The organism is Streptomyces sp. YJ-C3, assembly GCF_053891275.1.
The window spans coordinates 1,129,884-1,147,505 of the sequence record NZ_CM132685.1 but is presented as its reverse complement, the minus strand read 5'-3'; the positions used below and the strand labels follow the sequence as shown (position 1 = coordinate 1,147,505).

General features: G+C 72.0%; 16 protein-coding genes. 7 read left to right on the top strand and 9 right to left on the bottom strand.

Going from position 1 to position 17,622, the window contains the following annotated elements; genetic code table 11:
• Positions 1–21: 21 nt before the first annotated feature.
• On the bottom strand, positions 22–741 hold the full coding sequence (gene cpaB, locus ACVHNB_RS05075) for a Flp pilus assembly protein CpaB (RefSeq protein ID WP_428952615.1): 720 nt from the start codon (positions 739–741) through the stop codon (positions 22–24).
• A gap of 55 nt (positions 742–796) precedes the next feature.
• Positions 797–1,735 carry a hypothetical protein gene (locus ACVHNB_RS05070; protein WP_428952616.1) on the bottom strand — a complete coding sequence of 313 codons (939 nt, stop codon included), beginning with the start codon at positions 1,733–1,735 and terminating at the stop codon, positions 797–799.
• Between the two features lie 268 nt (positions 1,736–2,003).
• Between ACVHNB_RS05070 and ACVHNB_RS05065 the strand changes: the two genes are divergently transcribed.
• A complete protein-coding gene (locus ACVHNB_RS05065; protein ID WP_428952617.1) occupies positions 2,004–3,038 on the top strand; it encodes a chitinase in 1,035 nt (344 codons plus the stop codon).
• 91 nt (positions 3,039–3,129) lie between these two features.
• The gene (locus ACVHNB_RS05060; protein ID WP_456227498.1) at positions 3,130–4,392 is read left to right on the top strand and encodes a DUF1266 domain-containing protein; all 1,263 of its coding nucleotides are present in this window, start codon (positions 3,130–3,132) and stop codon (positions 4,390–4,392) included.
• An 18-nt stretch (positions 4,393–4,410) separates the two neighbouring features.
• Here ACVHNB_RS05060 and ACVHNB_RS05055 read toward each other — a convergent pair whose 3' ends face one another.
• Both ACVHNB_RS05055 and ACVHNB_RS05050 read right to left on the bottom strand, forming a co-directional pair.
• Positions 4,411–5,739 carry an Nramp family divalent metal transporter gene (locus ACVHNB_RS05055; RefSeq protein WP_428952619.1) on the bottom strand — a complete coding sequence of 443 codons (1,329 nt, stop codon included), beginning with the start codon at positions 5,737–5,739 and terminating at the stop codon, positions 4,411–4,413.
• A gap of 62 nt (positions 5,740–5,801) precedes the next feature.
• A complete protein-coding gene (locus ACVHNB_RS05050) occupies positions 5,802–6,425 on the bottom strand; it encodes a hypothetical protein (RefSeq protein ID WP_428952620.1) in 624 nt (207 codons plus the stop codon).
• Between the two features lie 182 nt (positions 6,426–6,607).
• Here ACVHNB_RS05050 and ACVHNB_RS05045 point away from each other — a divergent pair, with 182 nt between their 5' ends.
• On the top strand, positions 6,608–6,970 hold the full coding sequence (locus ACVHNB_RS05045) for a hypothetical protein (RefSeq protein ID WP_428952621.1): 363 nt from the start codon (positions 6,608–6,610) through the stop codon (positions 6,968–6,970).
• A 36-nt stretch (positions 6,971–7,006) separates the two neighbouring features.
• Here ACVHNB_RS05045 and ACVHNB_RS05040 read toward each other — a convergent pair whose 3' ends face one another.
• The 4 genes from ACVHNB_RS05040 to ACVHNB_RS05025 all read right to left on the bottom strand — a co-directional run bounded on the left by ACVHNB_RS05040 (position 7,007) and on the right by ACVHNB_RS05025 (position 10,848).
• Positions 7,007–8,488 (bottom strand): GntP family permease, encoded by a 1,482-nt coding sequence (locus tag ACVHNB_RS05040; protein WP_428952622.1) that lies wholly within the window; start codon positions 8,486–8,488, stop codon positions 7,007–7,009.
• Positions 8,489–8,600: 112 nt separating this feature from the next.
• Positions 8,601–9,011: a RidA family protein gene (locus tag ACVHNB_RS05035; RefSeq protein WP_428952623.1), complete on the bottom strand. Its 411-nt coding sequence runs from the start codon at positions 9,009–9,011 to the stop codon at positions 8,601–8,603.
• Complete coding sequence (locus tag ACVHNB_RS05030; RefSeq protein ID WP_428952624.1) at positions 9,008–9,787, bottom strand: IclR family transcriptional regulator; 780 nt, start codon at positions 9,785–9,787, stop codon at positions 9,008–9,010. Before ACVHNB_RS05030 ends, ACVHNB_RS05035 begins: the two co-directional genes overlap by 4 nt.
• A complete protein-coding gene (locus ACVHNB_RS05025; RefSeq protein WP_428952625.1) occupies positions 9,784–10,848 on the bottom strand; it encodes a sugar kinase in 1,065 nt (354 codons plus the stop codon). The genes ACVHNB_RS05030 and ACVHNB_RS05025 overlap by 4 nt, the downstream gene beginning before the upstream one ends.
• A 180-nt stretch (positions 10,849–11,028) precedes the next feature.
• Between ACVHNB_RS05025 and ACVHNB_RS05020 the strand changes: the two genes are divergently transcribed.
• Positions 11,029–12,291 carry an amino acid deaminase gene (locus ACVHNB_RS05020; protein ID WP_456228840.1) on the top strand — a complete coding sequence of 421 codons (1,263 nt, stop codon included), beginning with the start codon at positions 11,029–11,031 and terminating at the stop codon, positions 12,289–12,291.
• Between the two features lie 216 nt (positions 12,292–12,507).
• Entirely contained in the window at positions 12,508–14,106 is a 1,599-nt protein-coding gene (locus ACVHNB_RS05015) for an N-acyl-D-amino-acid deacylase family protein (RefSeq protein ID WP_428952626.1), read from the top strand.
• A 9-nt stretch (positions 14,107–14,115) separates the two neighbouring features.
• Here the strand turns inward: ACVHNB_RS05015 and ACVHNB_RS05010 are convergent, their stop codons facing one another.
• Positions 14,116–14,733 carry an alpha-ketoglutarate-dependent dioxygenase AlkB gene (locus ACVHNB_RS05010; RefSeq protein ID WP_428952627.1) on the bottom strand — a complete coding sequence of 206 codons (618 nt, stop codon included), beginning with the start codon at positions 14,731–14,733 and terminating at the stop codon, positions 14,116–14,118.
• Between the two features lie 247 nt (positions 14,734–14,980).
• Between ACVHNB_RS05010 and ACVHNB_RS05005 the strand changes: the two genes are divergently transcribed.
• Entirely contained in the window at positions 14,981–16,306 is a 1,326-nt protein-coding gene (locus ACVHNB_RS05005; protein ID WP_428952628.1) for an MFS transporter, read from the top strand.
• Between the two features lie 106 nt (positions 16,307–16,412).
• On the top strand, positions 16,413–17,591 hold the full coding sequence (locus ACVHNB_RS05000; protein WP_428952629.1) for a PucR family transcriptional regulator: 1,179 nt from the start codon (positions 16,413–16,415) through the stop codon (positions 17,589–17,591).
• Positions 17,592–17,622: the final 31 nt, after the last annotated feature.

Here is a 17,622-nt window from a genome sequence, read left to right as displayed (position 1 = left end):
CTGCCTGGGTCCGGGTCCCCATCACTTGTCCTCGTCCAGCGTGTACGAGCGGTCGCCGGGCGCGATCGCCGCGTCGTCCCCCGGCGCGACGAGCGCGAGGCGTACGTGCGTCGCGAACGACTCGGCGTAGGCGACCCGTTGCGCGTCCGCCGCGGAGAGCGCGAACGTGATCGGCACGGCCTCGCCCTGGCGCCGGGTGCTGTTCCCGGAGGAGTTCGCGCCCTGCTGGTCGATCGGGGTGAGCTTGCCGACGTCGATGACCTCGGCGTTCTCCACGATGACCTTGGACTGGTCGCGCTGCTTGTCGTTCTCGGCCTTGAAGGTGGCGTAGATGTTCACCTTCGAGCCGGGGTCGATCTTTCCGGCGACGCCCGTCTCGGCGTCGATCATGATGGCGATCTCCTGCTGCCCCGCCCGGAGTTCGGGCCGGTCGACGATCATGTCGGTCTGCAGCAGGGAGCCCTTCTTGAGCTGGGTGACAGCGATCTTGCCGCGGACCTGGGCGAGTCTGGTGACGGCGGTGTCCGACAGCCACCGCTCGGGCATCCGCACCTTCTCGAACTGGTCGTCCGTCAGCTCCTTGTAGGGCGCGACGTCCGACTTCAGCCGGTACGCGGTGACTTCCGGCCCCACCTTGGAGTCCACGTCGTGGATCACGGACAGCACTCCGGCGAACGCGCCGACGGCGCACAGGGCCGAGACGACCAGCAGGATGACGCCGCGGCGCTGACGTGAGTTCATGGACCGGACAACCTCGTGGATAGACGGGCGGGTGGGTTCGGGGTGCGGGTGGCGGTCAATGGTGCGGGGCGCGGGGCAGCGCGGCCCGGCCCGCCCCGACGGCCGGGGCGAGCGAGGTCCGGGTGCCGCCCGCGCGCTCGGGCGGTGCGTCGGCGGCCAGCGGCGCGGAGCAGAACCCGCAGCGGTCACCGATGAGTTCGAGCCCGCACCAGTGGCATTCCTCGCGCCGTACGGACGACACGAGCTGGTAGAGGACGGAGATGTCGGGGATGGCGGCCGCGAACTCGACGATCCGGCCGGGGTGGCCGCCCTTGCCGGTCGCCCACCAGCGCGGCGACTCGGCGGGCAGCCGCGTCTCGGTCGCGCCCTGCACCCGCCAGGCCCGGGCGAGCGCGCCGGTGACCCAGTCGGTGGTCTGCTGCCCGGCGGCGTAGAACATCCGCGTACCGAAGGAGGGGCCGCTCGGCGTCTCGGTCCCGGTGACCTTCAGCAGTTGCGGCTGCGGTGAGGCGACGACCGCGAACTGGGCGCCCGGGGACCACGACTTGGCGTGCGCCTTGAGGGTGACGGGGACGCGGTCGAGCTTGGCGACCGAGCCGAGGAGGGCGCCCGCGTGGACGTAGTGGGCGAGCAGCCGGCCCGCGGACGCCAGGACGCCCGGGCTGAAGTCGCAGATCGACAGCTGGCGCAGTTGCAGCGCGAGCACGGCGAGGCCGAGCGGCGGCAGCTCGGGGCGCAGAATGGCGATCCGGTCGCTTTCGAGCACGGACCGGATCGAGTACAGCCGATGGACGACCGCGTCCGGTACGGACTGCGGACAGAGCACGATCACATACCCGTGCTGTTCGATCAGTGTGTGTACGTCGACGATCGCGCGGTCCAGCGGATACGCGTCCGGCGCCTCGCCCACGGGCAGCACGGAGGCGGTCGGAGTGTGCCGGTCGGGCGAGTTGAGCACCAGGTCGGGGTCGGTCACGGCTATGGCGGTCGGCACGCGTGAACCCCCCGGTCGCTCTGCGCTCCTTGTGACACTGCTTCGTTCAGGACACGTCAGTGTTCCTGCCTGAGCACCATATCCACGCGAGCGCCCGGCAACACCCAACTTCGCACTGTTCACGAAGCGGTGGGCGCGGGTTGGCGAGGAAGCGTCGACGCAAACCCTTGACATCCCTATTGGTCTGGACCAGTTTGTACGCCCAGCAGCTGCTTCCCCAACTCCCCCACTGATGTGGTGGGAGCCCTCCCCCCACATGGAGGCAGAAATGACGCACGCCCCCGCACACAGCCGCCGACGACGTTCCCGACTCGGCGCTCTCATCGGCACGTTCACGGCCGCCGCACTGGCCGTGACCGGGCTGGTCGCGACGACCGAGGGAGCCTCCGCGGCGCCCACGACGAGCCGGGCCGCCGCCGCGGTGCCCGCCCACGCGGTCACCGGCTACTGGCAGAACTTCGACAACGGCGCCAGCGTCCAGAAGCTGAGCGACGTCCCCGACGACTACGACATCATCGCGGTCGCCTTCGCCGACGCGACCACGACACCGGGCGCGGTCGACTTCACCCTCGACTCGGCGGGCCTCGGCGGCTACACGGACGACGCCTTCAAGGCCGACATCAAGGCGAAGCAGGCGGCGGGCAAGTCGGTCGTCATCTCGATCGGCGGCCAGAACGGCACGGTGTCGGTCAGCGACTCCGCCTCGGCGACGAACTTCGCGGACTCCGTCTACGCGCTGATGCAGGAGTACGGCTTCGACGGCGTCGACATCGACCTGGAGAACGGCGTCAACTCCACCTACATGTCCCAGGCGTTGAAGTCGCTCGCGGCGAAGGCGGGCAGTGGCTTCGTGCTGACGATGGCGCCGCAGACCATCGACATGCAGTCGACGTCGGCGGAGTACTTCAAGACGGCGCTCGCGGTGAAGGACATCCTCACTGTCGTCAACATGCAGTACTACAACAGCGGTTCGATGCTCGGCTGTGACGGCAAGGTCTACAGCCAGGGCTCCGTCGACTTCCTCACGGCGCTCGCCTGCATCCAGCTGGAGGGCGGCCTCGACCCGTCGCAGGTCGGCATCGGCACTCCGGCGTCGACGAGCGCGGCGGGCAGCGGCTATGTGGCCCCGTCGGTCGTGAACGACGCCCTGGACTGCCTCGCCAAGGGCACGAACTGCGGCTCCTTCAAGCCGTCGAAGACGTACCCCGGGGTGCGCGGCGCGATGACCTGGTCCACGAACTGGGACGCCACGTCCAACAACGCCTGGTCCTCGGCGGTGGGCCCGCACGTCCACGGCCTGTGACCTGACCGCGGGCCGGTCCCCCCTATGAACGGGCAGCGCCGCCGCTCCCCCGGCGGCGCTGCCCACGTCCCTTCTGCTTAGGCTTCCGGCCATGACCTTCGGCCCACCGCCCGCCGACTTCGACGGCCCCGCGTCCCCGCAGCCCGCCTGGGCGGCGCCCTCGCCCACCGAGCGGGCGCTGTACGAGGCGAAGGGTCGGGGCGACTGGGCGGCGTACTACGAGACGCTGGCCTCGGTCGAGCTGTACATGGAGCTGCGCCCCGACAAGGCCGACGTCTTCGAGTCCACGTATCCGCTGTTCCACCGGGACCCCCGCACCGGCGGCGAGTGGCTGGAGCTGCGCACCATCGGAATGCTGCCCGCTCCCGACCCGCACCGCCTCTTCGAGTGGCAGTCCCTCGACTGGTTCGCCACCGCGAACTGGGCCACAGGCCCCAACCCCCCGACCCTCGTCATCAACCCGGGCACCCCCTGCGAGGCGGTCCTCCCGCCGCTGCCCCCGCACAACGCGTCCTGGATGCGGGCGGCCGCCCGCGCCGGGACGCCCCGCTACAAGATGTGCCTGCGCGCCCTGCACGTGGGCGGCGCGCTGCACGGCCCCGTCGCGCACGGCCTGGCCCTGGGCGCGCTGCTCTCGGTCACCAACGGCGAGTTCTGGAACACCATGGCCCACCACGGCGAGGGCTACCAGACCGAGCGCCAACGGCTGCGCGAATGGTGGGGCGTGACCAGCCGCCAGGAGTGGCGGGAGCAGGTGCACCTCCTGCTGTCCGCCGACAACCACAGCGGGGTGTGGGAGTTCGCGCTCGGCCTGCGGCACAGCATCGCCCGCGACTTCGGCGGCCACGTCGAGACGGGCTACTGGAAGCAGGCCGTCGCCAAGGTGCTGCGGGCCCGCGGCGAGGCCCGCACCGTGCTCACCGAGGACGGCGTGACCACCACGGAGCCGCGCCCCGCCGACGAGACCGCCGCGCAGATCGAGGGCGTGCACCGGCTCATCGGCCGGATCACCCGCTACGAGGCCCGGATGCGCGCCGACGGGCTGCTCGCCGAGGGCCGTTACGTCACCTCGGTCGACGCCTGGGATCTCGGCCGCGCCCCGAACATGGCCCGCTGGGGCCTCGCCTCCCGCTACGGAACCCTCGACGAGGCCGAGTCCGCGGTCCGCGCGGCGAGCGCGTCGGCCGTCCGCTCCTACCGCACCTGGCAGGACTTCTCCGCCGCCTACGCCCTCGGCCGGTGCCTGCACTTCGACGACGAGGAGTTCGGCAGGTGGTACGAGGAGATGGTCTCGGCCCACCGGATCCTGACGGAGGACCCGGGGAGCCCCTGGCTCAACATCCCGTTCACGTAGGGCGGCACACGGCCCGGGTCAGAAGAAGTCCGACCACGGCTGGTCCCAGATCTGCTTCACGCACAGCACCACGAACAGCAGGCCCGCGACGGCCAGCATGCCGTTGCTCAGCCGGCCGTTGCGCCAACGGGCCGGGGTACGGCTGGAGTTGAGGAGCCAGATCAGGGTCAGGGCCAGGAACGGCATGAAGGCCGCGCCCAGGACCCCGTACAGGATCACCAGGCGGAACGGCTGGCCCTGGAAGAGCAGGACGATCGGGGGGAAGGTCAGCCAGAGCAGGTATCCGCGGAACGCCCAGCCCTTCTCGCGGGTGCCGCGCGCCACGTCCGCGGCGGTGGCCCGGGCGCCGCGGTAGCGCTCGACGAAGTCGGCGAACATCAGGCTCACGCCGTGCCAGACGCCGATCAGCGACGTGAAGGACGTGGCGAAGAAGCCGACCAGGAACAGCTTGGCGGTCGCCGTGCCGTACTCGGTCTCGAGGATCTTCGTCAGGTCCAGAAGTCCCTTGTCCCCGGCGGCGATCGAGGTGTGGGAGGCGTGCAGCAGCTCCGCCCCGACGAAGAGCATCGCCACGACGAAGATGCCGGTGGTGATGTAGGCGACGCGGTTGTCGAGGCGCATCACCTTCATCCAGGACGTGTTGGTCCAGCCCTTGGCGTTGACCCAGTACCCGTACGCGGCAAGGGTGATGGTGCCGCCGACGCCGCCGATCAGGCCGAGCGTGTTCAGGACCGAGTCCTTCTCGTCGGGCAGGACGGGCAGCAGCCCGGCGAAGGCGTCACCGAGGTTCGGCGTGACCCGGACCGCCAGATACACCGTGACCACGAACATGACGCCCACCAGGACCGTCATGACCTTCTCGAAGACCGCGTACTTGTTGAACCAGACGAAGACCAGACCGACCAGGCCGCACAGGATCGCCCACGGCTTGATGGACCAGTCCGCCGGGAACACGTCGGGGAAGAGCGCCTGGAGCGGCAGCGCGCTCGACGACATCGCGGCCGCGCCGTAGACGAAGCCCCAGATCACGACGTAGACGACGAAGAACCAGGTCGTCCAGCGGCCCAGGCTCGCCCAGCCGTCGAAGAGGGTGCGGCCGGTGGCCAGGTGCCAGCGGCCCGCCGCCTCGGCGAGGCTGATCTTGACGAGGCAGCCGACGACCGCGGCCCACAGCAGGGTGTAGCCGAAGTTGCTGCCCGCCACGAGCGTCGCGACGAGGTCGCCGGCGCCGACACCGGTCGCGGCGACGACGATGCCGGGACCGATGTACTTCCAGCTGGACGAGCGGGGATGGTCGGGGGTGGTGGTGGAGGTGCCGGTTCCTGGGGTTCCCGTGGTGTCCGCCATGACTATCAAGGGAGCGTAAAGAACCCCGGTCGGCAAGAGGGCCGACCGGAACCGTTGCCTCGTCAGTCCTCGAAGTACGCGTCCAGCGCCTTGTCGATCTGCTCGGTCCACTCGGCGAGGCGGGCCTTGTCGGGGGCCTCGACGTCGTTCGGGTACCAGCGGCTGTTGGGCGTGTGGACCGTCACCGTGAGGCGCTTGCGGGACGTGCCGTACTCGACCGCGCTGATCTCGTCCCAGGTGAAGTCGGCCTCCTGGTCGTCGAGCGTGTAGCGCACCCCGGTCGCGTCGACGGTGATGGAACCCCGGCGGTCCCTCGCCTCCATGGCGGGGCCGTCGCCCTTGCCGGACTCGGAAGCGGACTCGGAAGCGGAAGCGGAAGCGGACTCGGAATCAGAATCGGAGTCCGCGTCGGCGTCGGCCGCTTCGGCCGTGGCGTCCTCGGCCTCCGGCCCGGAATCGGCCTCGGGTTCGTCCTCGGGTTCGTCGTTCTTGTCCAGGACGGCCTTCTCGCGTACGGGCTTCTCGGGCGCGCTCTGCGTCACCTCCTCCGCCACCTCGTCGGATTCCGTGACCGCGTCCTCGACAGCCGTCTCCGGTCGGGGAGACGTCAGGCCGGGGACGTACGCCGGGTCGAAACCGGCACCGGTGACGGGCGTGACCTTCTGGCTCTCCATGCGCTGCTCCACGGGCGGAAGTATGGCGGACGAGCCTGTGCGGCGCCTCCCCCGGGGCCTCGGGCTCCCTGTGCCGGACGGACGACGGCGCTCCGGCGTCGGGACCGTGATCCTCCCGGGCGACCGGACACCCGCGCTCATCCTTGACGTGCGCATTACCTTAGCCTGCGTCCCGGCCGATAACGATGGCCGCGATGAACACCACGACTCCGCTCCGCGGCCGCGCCGGCCCCCTCGCGGCCGCTCTCGTCCTGACCGTCGTCTCGGCCGTGCTGCTGGCCGCGCACCTCTTCTTCGACGGCGACGGGTTCCGGCACTGCGCCTACCTGGGACCGTCGACACGGATGTACGTCACCGCGTGGGCGGCGCCCTTGTGCAGCGTGGCCGCGTTGGTGCTCGCCTGCCGTCGTACCCGGCGCTTCGGCGGCGGTCGCGCGGTGGTCGTGTGCGTGGCCGCCCTGTTGCTGTTCGTCCAGATCTTCGCGCTGCACTGGGTGTACGCGCCCGATCCGGCCGGCGGCACCGGCTGCTCGGGCCTGTCCCTCGTCACCGGATGACGAGGGACAGGCCCGAAGCGGTCCGCGTCAAACGCGCTAGACGAAGAGGCTGACCACCGCCGCCACCGCGAACCCGGCGAGCGAGAGCACCGACTCCAGGACCGTCCAGGTGCGCAGGGTGTCGCGCTCGGAGATGCCGAAGTACTTGGCGACCATCCAGAAGCCGCCGTCGTTGACGTGCGAGGCGAAGATGGAGCCCGCGGAGATCGCCATGATGACGAGGGCGGTGAAGGCCTGCGAGTAGTTGCCCTCGGAGAGCAGGGGGGCCACGATGCCGGCCGTGGTGACGATGGCGACCGTCGCCGAGCCCTGGGCGACGCGCAGGACGAGCGAGATCAGGTAGGCCAGGACGATGACCGGCAGGCCGACGTCGTTGAACGTGTCGGAGAGGGCCTGCGCGATGCCGCTCGCCTTGAGGACGGCGCCGAAGACACCGCCGGCGCCGACGACCAGGAGGATGTTGCCGACCGGCTTCAGGGACGCGGTCGACACCGTCTCCAGGGACTTGCGGGACCAGCCGCGGCGGATGCCCAGCAGGTAGTACGCGAGGAGCAGGGCGATCGTGAGGGCCACGAAGGGGTGGCCGAAGAACTCGATGACCGAGCGGCCCGTGGAGGGGTCGAAGGCGATCGAGGAGAAGGTGGCGAGGAGGATCAGCACCAGCGGGGTGCCGATGATGGCGAAGACGACGCCCAGCGCGACCGGCTTCTCGGTCGGGGTGACGCCCGCTTCACGCTGCTCGGCCTCCAGCGCGGCCTTGGCCTCGTCGGCGGCCTCGACCATGTCCTGCGGGACGGGCACGAAGATCCGCTTGCCGATCCAGGCGGCCCAGCCCCAGGCGGCGAGCACGGCCGGGATGCCGCAGACGATGCCCATGAGGATGACCCAGCCGAGGTCGACCTTCAGCAGTCCGGCCGCGGCCACCGGGCCGGGGTGCGGGGGCAGGAAGGCGTGCGTCATCGACAGGCCGGCGAGCAGCGGCATGCAGTAGAGGATGATCGACTTGCCGCCGCGCTTGGCGGCCGCGTAGACGATCGGCGCGAGGACGAAGATGCCGACGTCGAAGAAGACGGGGATGCCGAAGATGAGGCCGGTGAGGCCCATCGCGAGGGGGGCGCGCTTCTCGCCGAAGAGGTTGAGGAGGCGGGAGGCGAGGACCTCGGCGCCGCCGGAGACCTCGAGGACCGCGCCGAGCATGGTGCCCAGGCCGATGATGATCGCGACGTGTCCGAGGGTGCCGCCCATGCCGGACTCGATGGTGGAGACCGCGTCGGACTTCTGGACGGTGCCGAAGAGTTCGGTGACCGAGAGGCCGGCGCCGAGGCCGACGGCTATGGAGACCGCGAGCAGGGCCACGAAGGGCTGGATGCGCGCCTTGATGATCAGGAAGAGCAGCAGGACGATGCCGAGGGCGGCGACGGTCAGCAGACCGGCGGTGCCGTCGATGAGCGTGAGGATGCCGCCGGTGTGAGGTGGGGTCTCAGGGGCGGCGGCCGCGAGCGGAGCGAACGGGGACATCGTTGACCTCGTAAGAGCATGGGGGTTTCTGGGCAGGGGGGATCGCGGCGCGGCGCATCGTGGTGATGCGCCGCGCCGTGACGACGTACGGCGTGCGGGTGGTGCGGCGGGCTCAGCTCAGGACGGCGAGCGCGTCGATCTCGATGAGCAGGCCCTTGGGGAGACCGACGTAGACGGTCGTGCGGGCGGAGGCCGGGGCCTTCAGGCCCTGCTCCTCGAAGTACTCGTTGTAGATCTTGTTCATCTCGGCGAAGTGGTCCACGTCCGTGAGGTAGACGCGCATCATCATGACGTCGTCCCAGGTGGCGCCGCCCTCTTCGAGGATCGCCTTGACGTTGGCGAAGGTCTGGAGGGTCTGCTCGCGCAGGGTCGGGCCGGCCGGGGTGGGGGCCTTGCCCTCCTCGGCGGGCAGGAAGCCGACCTGGCCGGCGACCTGGAGGATGTTGCCCTTCTTGACGCCGTGCGAGAACTTCGCGGGCGGGGTGGTGTGCGTGGCGGGGGTGAGGGCGATCTTCTCGGTCATGATGAACTTGCTTCCTTGTGAGGGGTGTTGCCGGGTCCGGTGCCTGAGTAGTCCCGGCTGATGGCTTCCGCCGTGCGGCGCACCAGCGGGAGCAGGGTGAGGAGTTCCTCGGCGGTGACGACGACGTTCGGTGCGGAGACCGACATGGCGGCGACGACGCGTCCGTCCGCGCCGCGGATCGGCGCCCCGACGCAGTTGATGGACTCCTCGTGGCCACCGAGGTCGGTGGCCCAGCCCTGTTCGCCCACCTTCTCCAGTTCCCGCAGGAAGGCGGGGGCGTTGGGGGTCGAACGGGACGTGTACATGGGGTAGTCGAGCCGGTCCGCGAGGGCGCGGCGCTCGGCCGGGGACAGGTCGGCGAGCAGCAGTTTGGCGACGGCGGCCACGGTGATGGCGACCGGCTTGCCGATGCGCGAGTACATGCGCACCGGGTAGCGGCTCTCGACCTTGTCGATGTAGAGGACCTCGTGCTCCTCGTAGACGGCGAGGTGGACCGTGTGGCCGCACTTCTCGTTGAGTTCGACGAGGTGGGGGTGGGCGATCTCGCGGACGTCGAGGTTCTCGACGGCTTCCTGGGCGAGCGCGAAGAGGCGGGCGCCGAGCCGGTAGCGCTGGTCGGACTGGCGGTGGACCAGGCCGTGTTCGTGCAGGGTGCGCAGCAGGCGCAGTGCCGTGGACTTGTGCACGCCGAGCCGGTCGGCGACCTGGCCCAGGTCGGCGGGTCCCTCGGCGAGCAGCGGCAGGATGCTGAGCGCGCGGTCGACGGTCTGGCTCATGGCGTGCGTACCTCCTCGGCGGCCCTCTCGTCGGCGGCATCGGTGACGGTCCACCCGGGGCCGAGGTGCAGTGTCTCCCACGCGGCGGTGTCCAGGGCGACCAGCCGGTCCGCGTGGGCGCGGCTCGGCGGCGCGGCGAGGTCGCCGGGGACGGTGAGCGCGGCGGCGGCCCACAGGTGGCCGTGGCGCAGCCGGGCGGCGGCGGGCAGGCCGCGCAGGGTGGCGGAGAGGAACCCGGCGGCGAAGGCGTCGCCCGCGCCGACGGCGGCGACGACGTCGACGCGCGGGGCGGGTTCGAAGTGGCGGCCGCCGTCGCGGTCGTAGGCGATCGCGCCGTCGGCGCCCCGCTTGACCACGAGCAGGTCGGGCTCGGGCAGCGCGGCGCGGACGGCGTCGGGCCCGCCGGTGACGCCGAACGCGTCCTCGGCCTCGTCCTCGCCGACGAAGACGAGGTCGGCGCGGCGGGCGAGGTCGAGCAGCACGCGGGCGTCCGCCGGGTCGGCCCACAGGCCGGGGCGGTGGTTGACGTCGAAGGAGAGGAGCGGGCCGCCGGGCGTGCCGGGCCGCTCCAGGAGCGCGCCGAGCAGCCCGAGGCAGTCGGCGGACAGGGCGGCGGTGATGCCGGACAGGTGCAGGACGCGGCCGGCGCGCAGCACGCCGAGGTCCATGTTCGCGGCGGACATGGCGGAGGCGGCGGACCCGGCGCGGTAGTAGGCGACCTCGTGGGCGTCGGTGGCCCGGTCGCCCGCGGTGCGGAAGTAGATGCCGGTGGGGCGGGCGGGGTCGCGGCGGACGCCCGAGACGTCGACGCCGTACGCGCCGATGGCCTCGACCAGGTGGTCGCCGAAGCCGTCGGCGCCGACCCGGGAGACCCAGCGGGCGTGGTGTCCGCCGGCGGCGAGCACGCAGGCCAGGTTGGACTCGGCGCCGCCGATGCCGCGCTCGAAGGACGGCACGTCGGCGAGGCGCCCGGGTACGGAGGGAACGAACGTGACCATGGACTCGCCGAGCGCGACGACGTCGGGTGCGCTGTGCGGGGCTGCGGGTCCGGTGACGGTCACGGGGGTCGGTCTCCTCACGGCTGGGGGCCAACGGCTCCGTTGACCCGGCGTTGGCTCGGATGTTAGACAGCAGTAAGCGACATACGCAATGACCGTTGCACATATTGCAACTGTCTGCCTGGAGGAGGCGCCGTGACCGCCCAGAACGCCGACACCGCCGTCGAGCGCCGGAAGGAACGCCTGAAGGGGCTCGCCGACGAGCGGGTGGACTTCCGGTTCAAGGGTCTGCCGCCCCAGGCCGACGGCCTGACGGTCGCCGAACTGTCGGAGCGCCGCCTGAACCTCTTCACGGACGGCTTCACCACCCCGGTCCTCGCCCTCTCGGCGGAGCGCCTGGAGCACAACCTCGCGCTGATGGAGACCTACGCCACCCGGCACGGGCTCGCGTTCGCGCCGCACGGCAAGACGTCGATGGCCCCGCAGCTCTTCCAGCGGCAGATCGAGCACGGCGCGTGGGGCATCACCCTCGCCGTGCCCCACCAGGTGCGCGTGGCACGGGAGTTCGGGATCGAGCGGATCTTCCTGGCCAACGAACTGGTCGACGCGGCGGCGCTGCGCTGGCTCGGGTCCGAGCTGGACCGGGACGCCTCCTTCCGCTTCGCCTGCTACGTCGACTCGGTCCGCGGCGTGGAGCTGATGGACGCCGCCCTGCGTGCGGCCGGCGCCGCCCGCCCCGTCGACGTCGTGGTGGAGCTGGGCGCGGGCGAGGGCGCGCGCACGGGTGTGCGGACGGAGACGGAGTGCGCGGCGGTCGCGGACGCGGTGGCCGCCGCGCCGACCCTGCGGCTCGCGGGTGTCGCGGGGTACGAGGGCGAGGTCCCGCAGGCCGACGGCGACCGGGTCCGCGCCTGGCTGCGCCGCCTGGTCGCGCTCGCCGTGGACTTCGACAAGGCCGGGCGGTTCGCCGGGCTCGACGAGATCGTGGTGAGCGCGGGCGGCAGCGCCTGGTTCGACGCGGTGGCGGACGTCTTCGCGGAGATCCCCGAACTGAGCTCGCCCGTACTGAAGTTGCTCCGCTCCGGCGCGTACGTCTCGCACGACGACGGTCACTACCGGCACCTGACGCCGTTCAACCGGGTCCCGGAGGAGGGCGCGCTGCACCCCGCGTTCCGGCTGTGGGCGCAGGTGGTGTCGCGTCCGGCGCCGGAGCAGGCGTTCACGAACGCGGGCAAGCGGGATGCCGCCTACGACCTGGACCTGCCCGAGGTCCAGGTCGTACGGGACGCCCGTACGGGGGCGGTCCGGGACGCGGACGGGATCGCGGTGACGGGCCTGTCGGACCAGCACGGCTGGGTACGGACCGAGGCCGGGGCCGCGCTGGAGGTGGGCGACTGGGTCGGGATGGGGCTGTCGCATCCCTGCACGTCGTTCGACAAGTGGCAGTTGATTCCGGTGGTGGAGGCGGACGGCACGGTCGTGGACTACGTCCGCACGTTCTTCTAGGCGCCGTAGCTCCGCGGGGCGATGGCCTGTCCGGGGGTTGTGCGTGGCTGGTCGCGCAGTTCCCCGCGCCCCTGAAGCATGCGCCGCGCGCAGCTTCCCCGAGGGAGATGCCGCCCGGAGGGCGGGCATCTCAGGGGCGCGGGGAACTGCGCGACCAGCCCCCACGCACCCGCACCCGCCCCGTCACAGAAACCACCCCGAACAGGAGAGCCTTCCGTGGACCTGGTCATCAAGAACACCCGAGTGATCGACGGCACCGGCGGCGCCTCCTACCGCGCCGACGTGGCGGTCACGGACGGCCGCATCACGCAGATCCACCGGGACGGGGACGCCGGGCCCCGCCCGACAGGGGCCAGGACCGTCGAGGCCGACGGCCTCGCCCTCTCCCCCGGTTTCATCGACATGCACGCCCACAGCGACCTCGCCGTACTCCGCGACCCGGACCACAGCGCGAAGGCCGCCCAGGGCGTCACCCTCGAGGTCCTCGGCCAGGACGGCCTCTCGTACGCCCCCGTCGACGACCGCACCCTCGCCGAGGTCCGCCGGGCCATCACCGGCTGGAACGGCGACGGCTCCGACATCGACTTCAGCTGGCGCACGGTCGGCGAGTACCTGGACCGCCTCGACCAGGGCATCGCCGTGAACGCCGCCTACCTCATCCCCCAGGGCACGGTCCGTATGTACGCGGTCGGCTGGGACGACCGCGACGCCACCCCCGCCGAGCTCGACCACATGAAGCGCCTCGTCGCGGAGGGCATGGAGCAGGGCGCCGTCGGCATGTCGTCGGGCCTGACCTACACGCCCGGCATGTACGCCAAGGACGCCGAACTCACCGAGCTGTGCCGGGTGGTGGCCGCGTACGACGGCTACTACTGCCCCCACCACCGCAGCTACGGGGCCGGCGCGCTGGACGCGTACCGGGAGATGGTCGACCTCACCCGGACCGCGGACTGCGCCCTGCACCTGGCGCACGCGACGATGAACTTCGGCGTGAACAAGGGCAAGGGCGTCGATCTGCTCGCGCTCCTCGACGACGCGATCGCGGGCGGCGCCGACATCAGCCTGGACACGTACCCGTACACCCCGGGCGCGACCACTCTCGTGGCGATGCTGCCCAGTTGGGCCAACGAGGGCGGCCCGGACGCGACCCTGGCCCGGCTGAAGGACGAGGAGACCGCCGAGCGGATCCGCCACCACGTCGAGGAGATCGGCTCCGACGGCTGTCACGGCGTGCCCATGGAGTGGGACACGATCGAGATCTCCGGTGTCTCCGACCCGGGCCTGGCCTCCTGCGTCGGCAAGACCGTCGCGCAGGCCGCCGCCGAGCGCGGCGAGGCCCCCTGGATCACGGCCCGCCGGCTGCTCATCGCCGACAACCTCGGCTCGACGATCCTCCAGCACGTCGGCCACGAGGACAACGTCCGGGCGATCATGCAGCACCCGGTGCACACCGGCGGCAGCGACGGCATCCTGCAGGGCTTCAAGCCGCACCCGCGCGCCTACGGCACGTTCCCGCACTACCTCGGCCACTACGCCCGGGACCTCGGCGTCATGTCGCTGGAGGAGACCGTCGCGCACCTCACGTCCCGCCCTGCCGCCCGGCTGCGCCTGCCCGACCGCGGTCTGGTCCGTGAGGGCTACCGCGCCGACCTGGTCCTGTTCGACCCGGAGACGGTGGCGGCGGGCTCGTCGTTCGAAGCGCCGCGGACGCTGCCCGTGGGCATCCCGCACGTCCTGGTCGACGGCCGCTTCGTGATCGAGGACGGCCGGCGCACGGACGTGCTCGCGGGCCGGTCGGTACGCCGCCGGGCCTGAACCGCTCGCTCAGCGCACCCCGCGCGGCCGGAACTGAACGCTGATCCGGGGTCCGGTCGCGCGGGTCGACTTGGGGATCGCGTGCTCCCAGGTCCGCTGGCAGGAGCCGCCCATCACGATGAGGTCGCCGTGTCCGAGCGACCGGCGCACGGCCGGGCCGCCGCCGACCGGGCGCAGCAGCAGATCGCGGGGCGCCCCGACGGAGACGATGGCGACCATGGTGTCCTCGCGGGCCCCGCGCCCGATCCGGTCCCCGTGCCAGGCGACGCTGTCCCGGCCGTCCCGGTAGAAGCACAGCCCGGCCGTGGTGAAGGGCTCGCGCAGCTCATCGGCGTAGTGCGCGCAGAGGGCGTCGCGCGCCGTGTCGAGAGCGGGGTGCGGCAGGCGCTCCCCCTCGCCGTAGAACTTGAGCAGTCGCGGCACGTCCACGACGCGCTCGTACATCTGCCGCCGCTCCGCCTTCCACGGGACGTCCGCGGCGAGGTGCTCGAACAGCGTGTCGGCCCCGCGCAACCAGCCGGGCAGGACGTCGATCCAGGCTCCGGCCCCCAGCTCGGTGCGCGCCATCCCGGCGAGGGTGCCGGGCGCGGTCTCCTCGGCCTGGTCGAACAGCGATCCCTGAAGCATGGCGCCAGCCTACCGAAGGAATAGAACAAACGCTCGAAGAAAGCGCGCTCGCGGGCCTGCGCCCAGTCGGGCGCCGCACACGGTGGGCGTCTGCACATGGCCCGGCCCACCAGCCGCAATCGATGCTGAACACCCACAGCCGGCGCCCCACCCGGCTGCCACGAGAACGGCGGCGCCCGGGCGGCTTCCACTGGAGCACACCCCTGCCCCGCGCCCGCTCACCGGCGGGAAGGACCAGGAGGCTTCGATGTTCACTCACTCCGACGCGGTGCACGCCACCGCGACCCGGAAGGCGATGCGGCGGCTGCTGCCGCTCCTCGGGATCGCGTACTTCATGTCGTACGTCGACCGGACGAACATCGCGCTGGCCAAGACGCAGCTCGAGGCCGACATCGGCATCGGCGCCGCCGCGTACGGGCTCGGCGCGGGCGTCTTCTTCCTCAGCTACGCGCTCCTGGAAGTGCCGAGCAACATGGTGCTCCACCGCGTGGGCGCGCGGGCCTGGATCGCCCGCATCGCCGTGAGCTGGGGCCTGGTCTCGGCGGCCATGATGTTCGTCCAGGGCGAGCTCTCCTTCTACGTGCTGCGCTTCGTGCTCGGCGCCGCCGAGGCGGGGCTGTACCCGGCCCTGATGTACACGGTCACGCTCTGGTTCGCCCAGCGGCACCGGGTGACCGTCGTCGGGCTCGTCTACACGGCGCCCGCGGCCGCGGTCGTCCTCGGCGCGCCGGCCGGCGGCGGGCTCATGCGCCTCGACGGGCTGGCCGGACTCCAGGGCTGGCAGTGGATGTTCCTGTGCGAGGGGCTGCTGACCGTCGCCATCGGGGTGCTCGTCTGGTCCGCCCTGCCCAGCCGCCCGGAGGACGCCCGGTGGCTGTCGGCCGACGAGGCCACCGCCCTGTCCGAGCGTGCCGCCGCCGAGGCCCACCCGTCTCCGGAGCGGCTGCGCGGCCATCTCGCCCTGGCCTTCGGCCGCCCCGTCGTCCTGGTGCTCGCCGGCACCTACTTCCTGAACCAGCTCGTCTCCTCCGCGGTCGGCTTCAACCTGCCGTCGATCGTCGAGGGGCTCGGCGTCACGGACCCCTTCCTCATCGGACTCGTCACCGGCAGCACCGGCCTGGCCGTCCTCGGCGGCGTCCTGTTCTTCCCCTGGCTGCACGGGCGGACCGGCGACGACACGGGCCTGATCGTGCTGTGCGCCGCGGCGGGGACCCTCTGCATGGGCGGGTACCTGGCCGTCACGGGCGCGGCCGCGCAGTTCGCGGTGCTGTTCCTCGCCAACTTCTTCCTGATGGGGACGCTCCCGCTGTTCTGGTCGGTCGCGATGTCCCGCATGTCGGGCCTCATGGCCGCCGTCGGGCTGGCGTTCATCAACATGATCGGCCTCATGGGCGGCTTCTTCGGCCCGGTCCTCTTCGGTGTCATCGAGGACCGCGCGGGCAGCGCACGGGCGCCGTTCGTCTTCGTCGTCGCCGCGGGACTCCTCGGGACGGCGCTGGCCGTCGCCCTGCGCCGGACCGTCCGCCGCACGGACCCGGGCGCCCCCGCCGCGGTCCCCGCGGTCGCCGACTGAGCCCGGCCCGGCCGCTCGTGTCCGGATGCCCGACGGGCGGGGCCCGCTCCTGGTCAGGGGCCCGCGTCCCTTCCACCGAATCGATGCGGGTGCCTATCCTGCCGCCATGGAGGAGGAGCTGATGTTGCGCCGCGAGCTGGCCACGACGCTGCTCGACGACATCGACCGGCTCATCGACGACCTCGTCGCCGACATCTGCGCCCACAGCGCGAGCTACGCCAGCGGCCGGCCGGTCTCGATCGAGGACCTGCACGTCACCTGCCGCGGCAACATCGAACTGGCCCTGCACGAGTTCGGCGGGCTGCCGTCGTCCGGCGCCCGCGGCTTCGAGACGGTGGCCGCCGAGAACGGGCGGCTCCGCGCCGAGCAGGGCATGCCGCTCTCCACGGTGCTGAAGGCCTACCGCCGCGGCGGGCGCGTGTTCTGGCAGGCCATGGCGGACTGGATGCGTGACCGGTCGCCCGCCCAGCAGCGCATGGTGGGCGACATGGCGGGCGCGGTCTGGGAGACCATCGACCGCTTCTCGTCCGCGATGGCGGACGCCTACCGCCTCACGACGCTGGAGCTGGAGCACCGGGAGGCCTCCCGCCGCGGCGCCCTCTTCGAGGCACTGCTCGACGGGCGGGCCGGTGACCCGGCCGTGGCCGCCGCCGCGGCCGAGGCGCTCGGCGTCCCGCAGCTCGGCCACTACGTGGTGGTCGTCGCCGCCCAGGATCCGGCGGCGCCGCCCGACCCGGCGCCCGCGCTGGAGGCGGCCGGCCTGTGGTCGTTCTGGCGGCCCCGCGCGCAGAGCGTGGCCGGCCTGGTGCGGCTGGGCTCCGCCGACCCGTGGCTGCTGACCGAGACGCTGCGCGGGCAGGTCGGCTGCACGGCCGGGATCTCGCCGCCGTTCGACGAACTGGCCCTCGCCGACCGGGGACTGCGGCTCGCGAAGCGCGCCCTGGCCACGCTCGCGCCGGGCAGCGGCGAGGTCGCCGAGCTCGACGAGCGGCTGGTGCACGCCGTGTTCGGCGCGGAACCGGAGATCGCGGACCGGACGGTGCTGCGCTATCTCGACGGCGTGCTGCGCAGCGGCGCCGAGCGCCCGGAACTCCTGGAGACGCTGCGGGTGTGGCTCGACACCGGCTGCTCCGCCTCGCGCACCGCCACGCAGCTCTTCTGCCATCGCAACACGGTGCTCAACCGCATCGGCCGGGTGGCCGAGCTGACCGGCTGGCCCGCGGAGTCGGGCGAGGCCCGGCTCGGCTGGGCGCTGGCGCTGCGGGTGCTGGACCTGGCCCGCTGACCCCGGGCGTGACGGCCGTTGCCCAGGGTCC

What these genes read in the sequence shown, in the direction of transcription:
- cpaB (WP_428952615.1), bottom strand. Translation starts at nt 741, where the DNA reads ATGAACTCACGTCAGCGCCGCGGCGTCATCCTGCTGGTCGTCTCGGCC.
- ACVHNB_RS05065 (WP_428952617.1), top strand. Translation starts at nt 2,004, where the DNA reads ATGACGCACGCCCCCGCACACAGCCGCCGACGACGTTCCCGACTCGGC.
- ACVHNB_RS05060 (WP_456227498.1), top strand. Translation starts at nt 3,130, where the DNA reads ATGACCTTCGGCCCACCGCCCGCCGACTTCGACGGCCCCGCGTCCCCG.
- ACVHNB_RS05055 (WP_428952619.1), bottom strand. Translation starts at nt 5,739, where the DNA reads ATGGCGGACACCACGGGAACCCCAGGAACCGGCACCTCCACCACCACC.
- ACVHNB_RS05045 (WP_428952621.1), top strand. Translation starts at nt 6,608, where the DNA reads ATGAACACCACGACTCCGCTCCGCGGCCGCGCCGGCCCCCTCGCGGCC.
- ACVHNB_RS05040 (WP_428952622.1), bottom strand. Translation starts at nt 8,488, where the DNA reads ATGTCCCCGTTCGCTCCGCTCGCGGCCGCCGCCCCTGAGACCCCACCT.
- ACVHNB_RS05035 (WP_428952623.1), bottom strand. Translation starts at nt 9,011, where the DNA reads ATGACCGAGAAGATCGCCCTCACCCCCGCCACGCACACCACCCCGCCC.
- ACVHNB_RS05030 (WP_428952624.1), bottom strand. Translation starts at nt 9,787, where the DNA reads ATGAGCCAGACCGTCGACCGCGCGCTCAGCATCCTGCCGCTGCTCGCC.
- ACVHNB_RS05010 (WP_428952627.1), bottom strand. Translation starts at nt 14,733, where the DNA reads ATGCTTCAGGGATCGCTGTTCGACCAGGCCGAGGAGACCGCGCCCGGC.
- ACVHNB_RS05005 (WP_428952628.1), top strand. Translation starts at nt 14,981, where the DNA reads ATGTTCACTCACTCCGACGCGGTGCACGCCACCGCGACCCGGAAGGCG.
- ACVHNB_RS05000 (WP_428952629.1), top strand. Translation starts at nt 16,413, where the DNA reads ATGGAGGAGGAGCTGATGTTGCGCCGCGAGCTGGCCACGACGCTGCTC.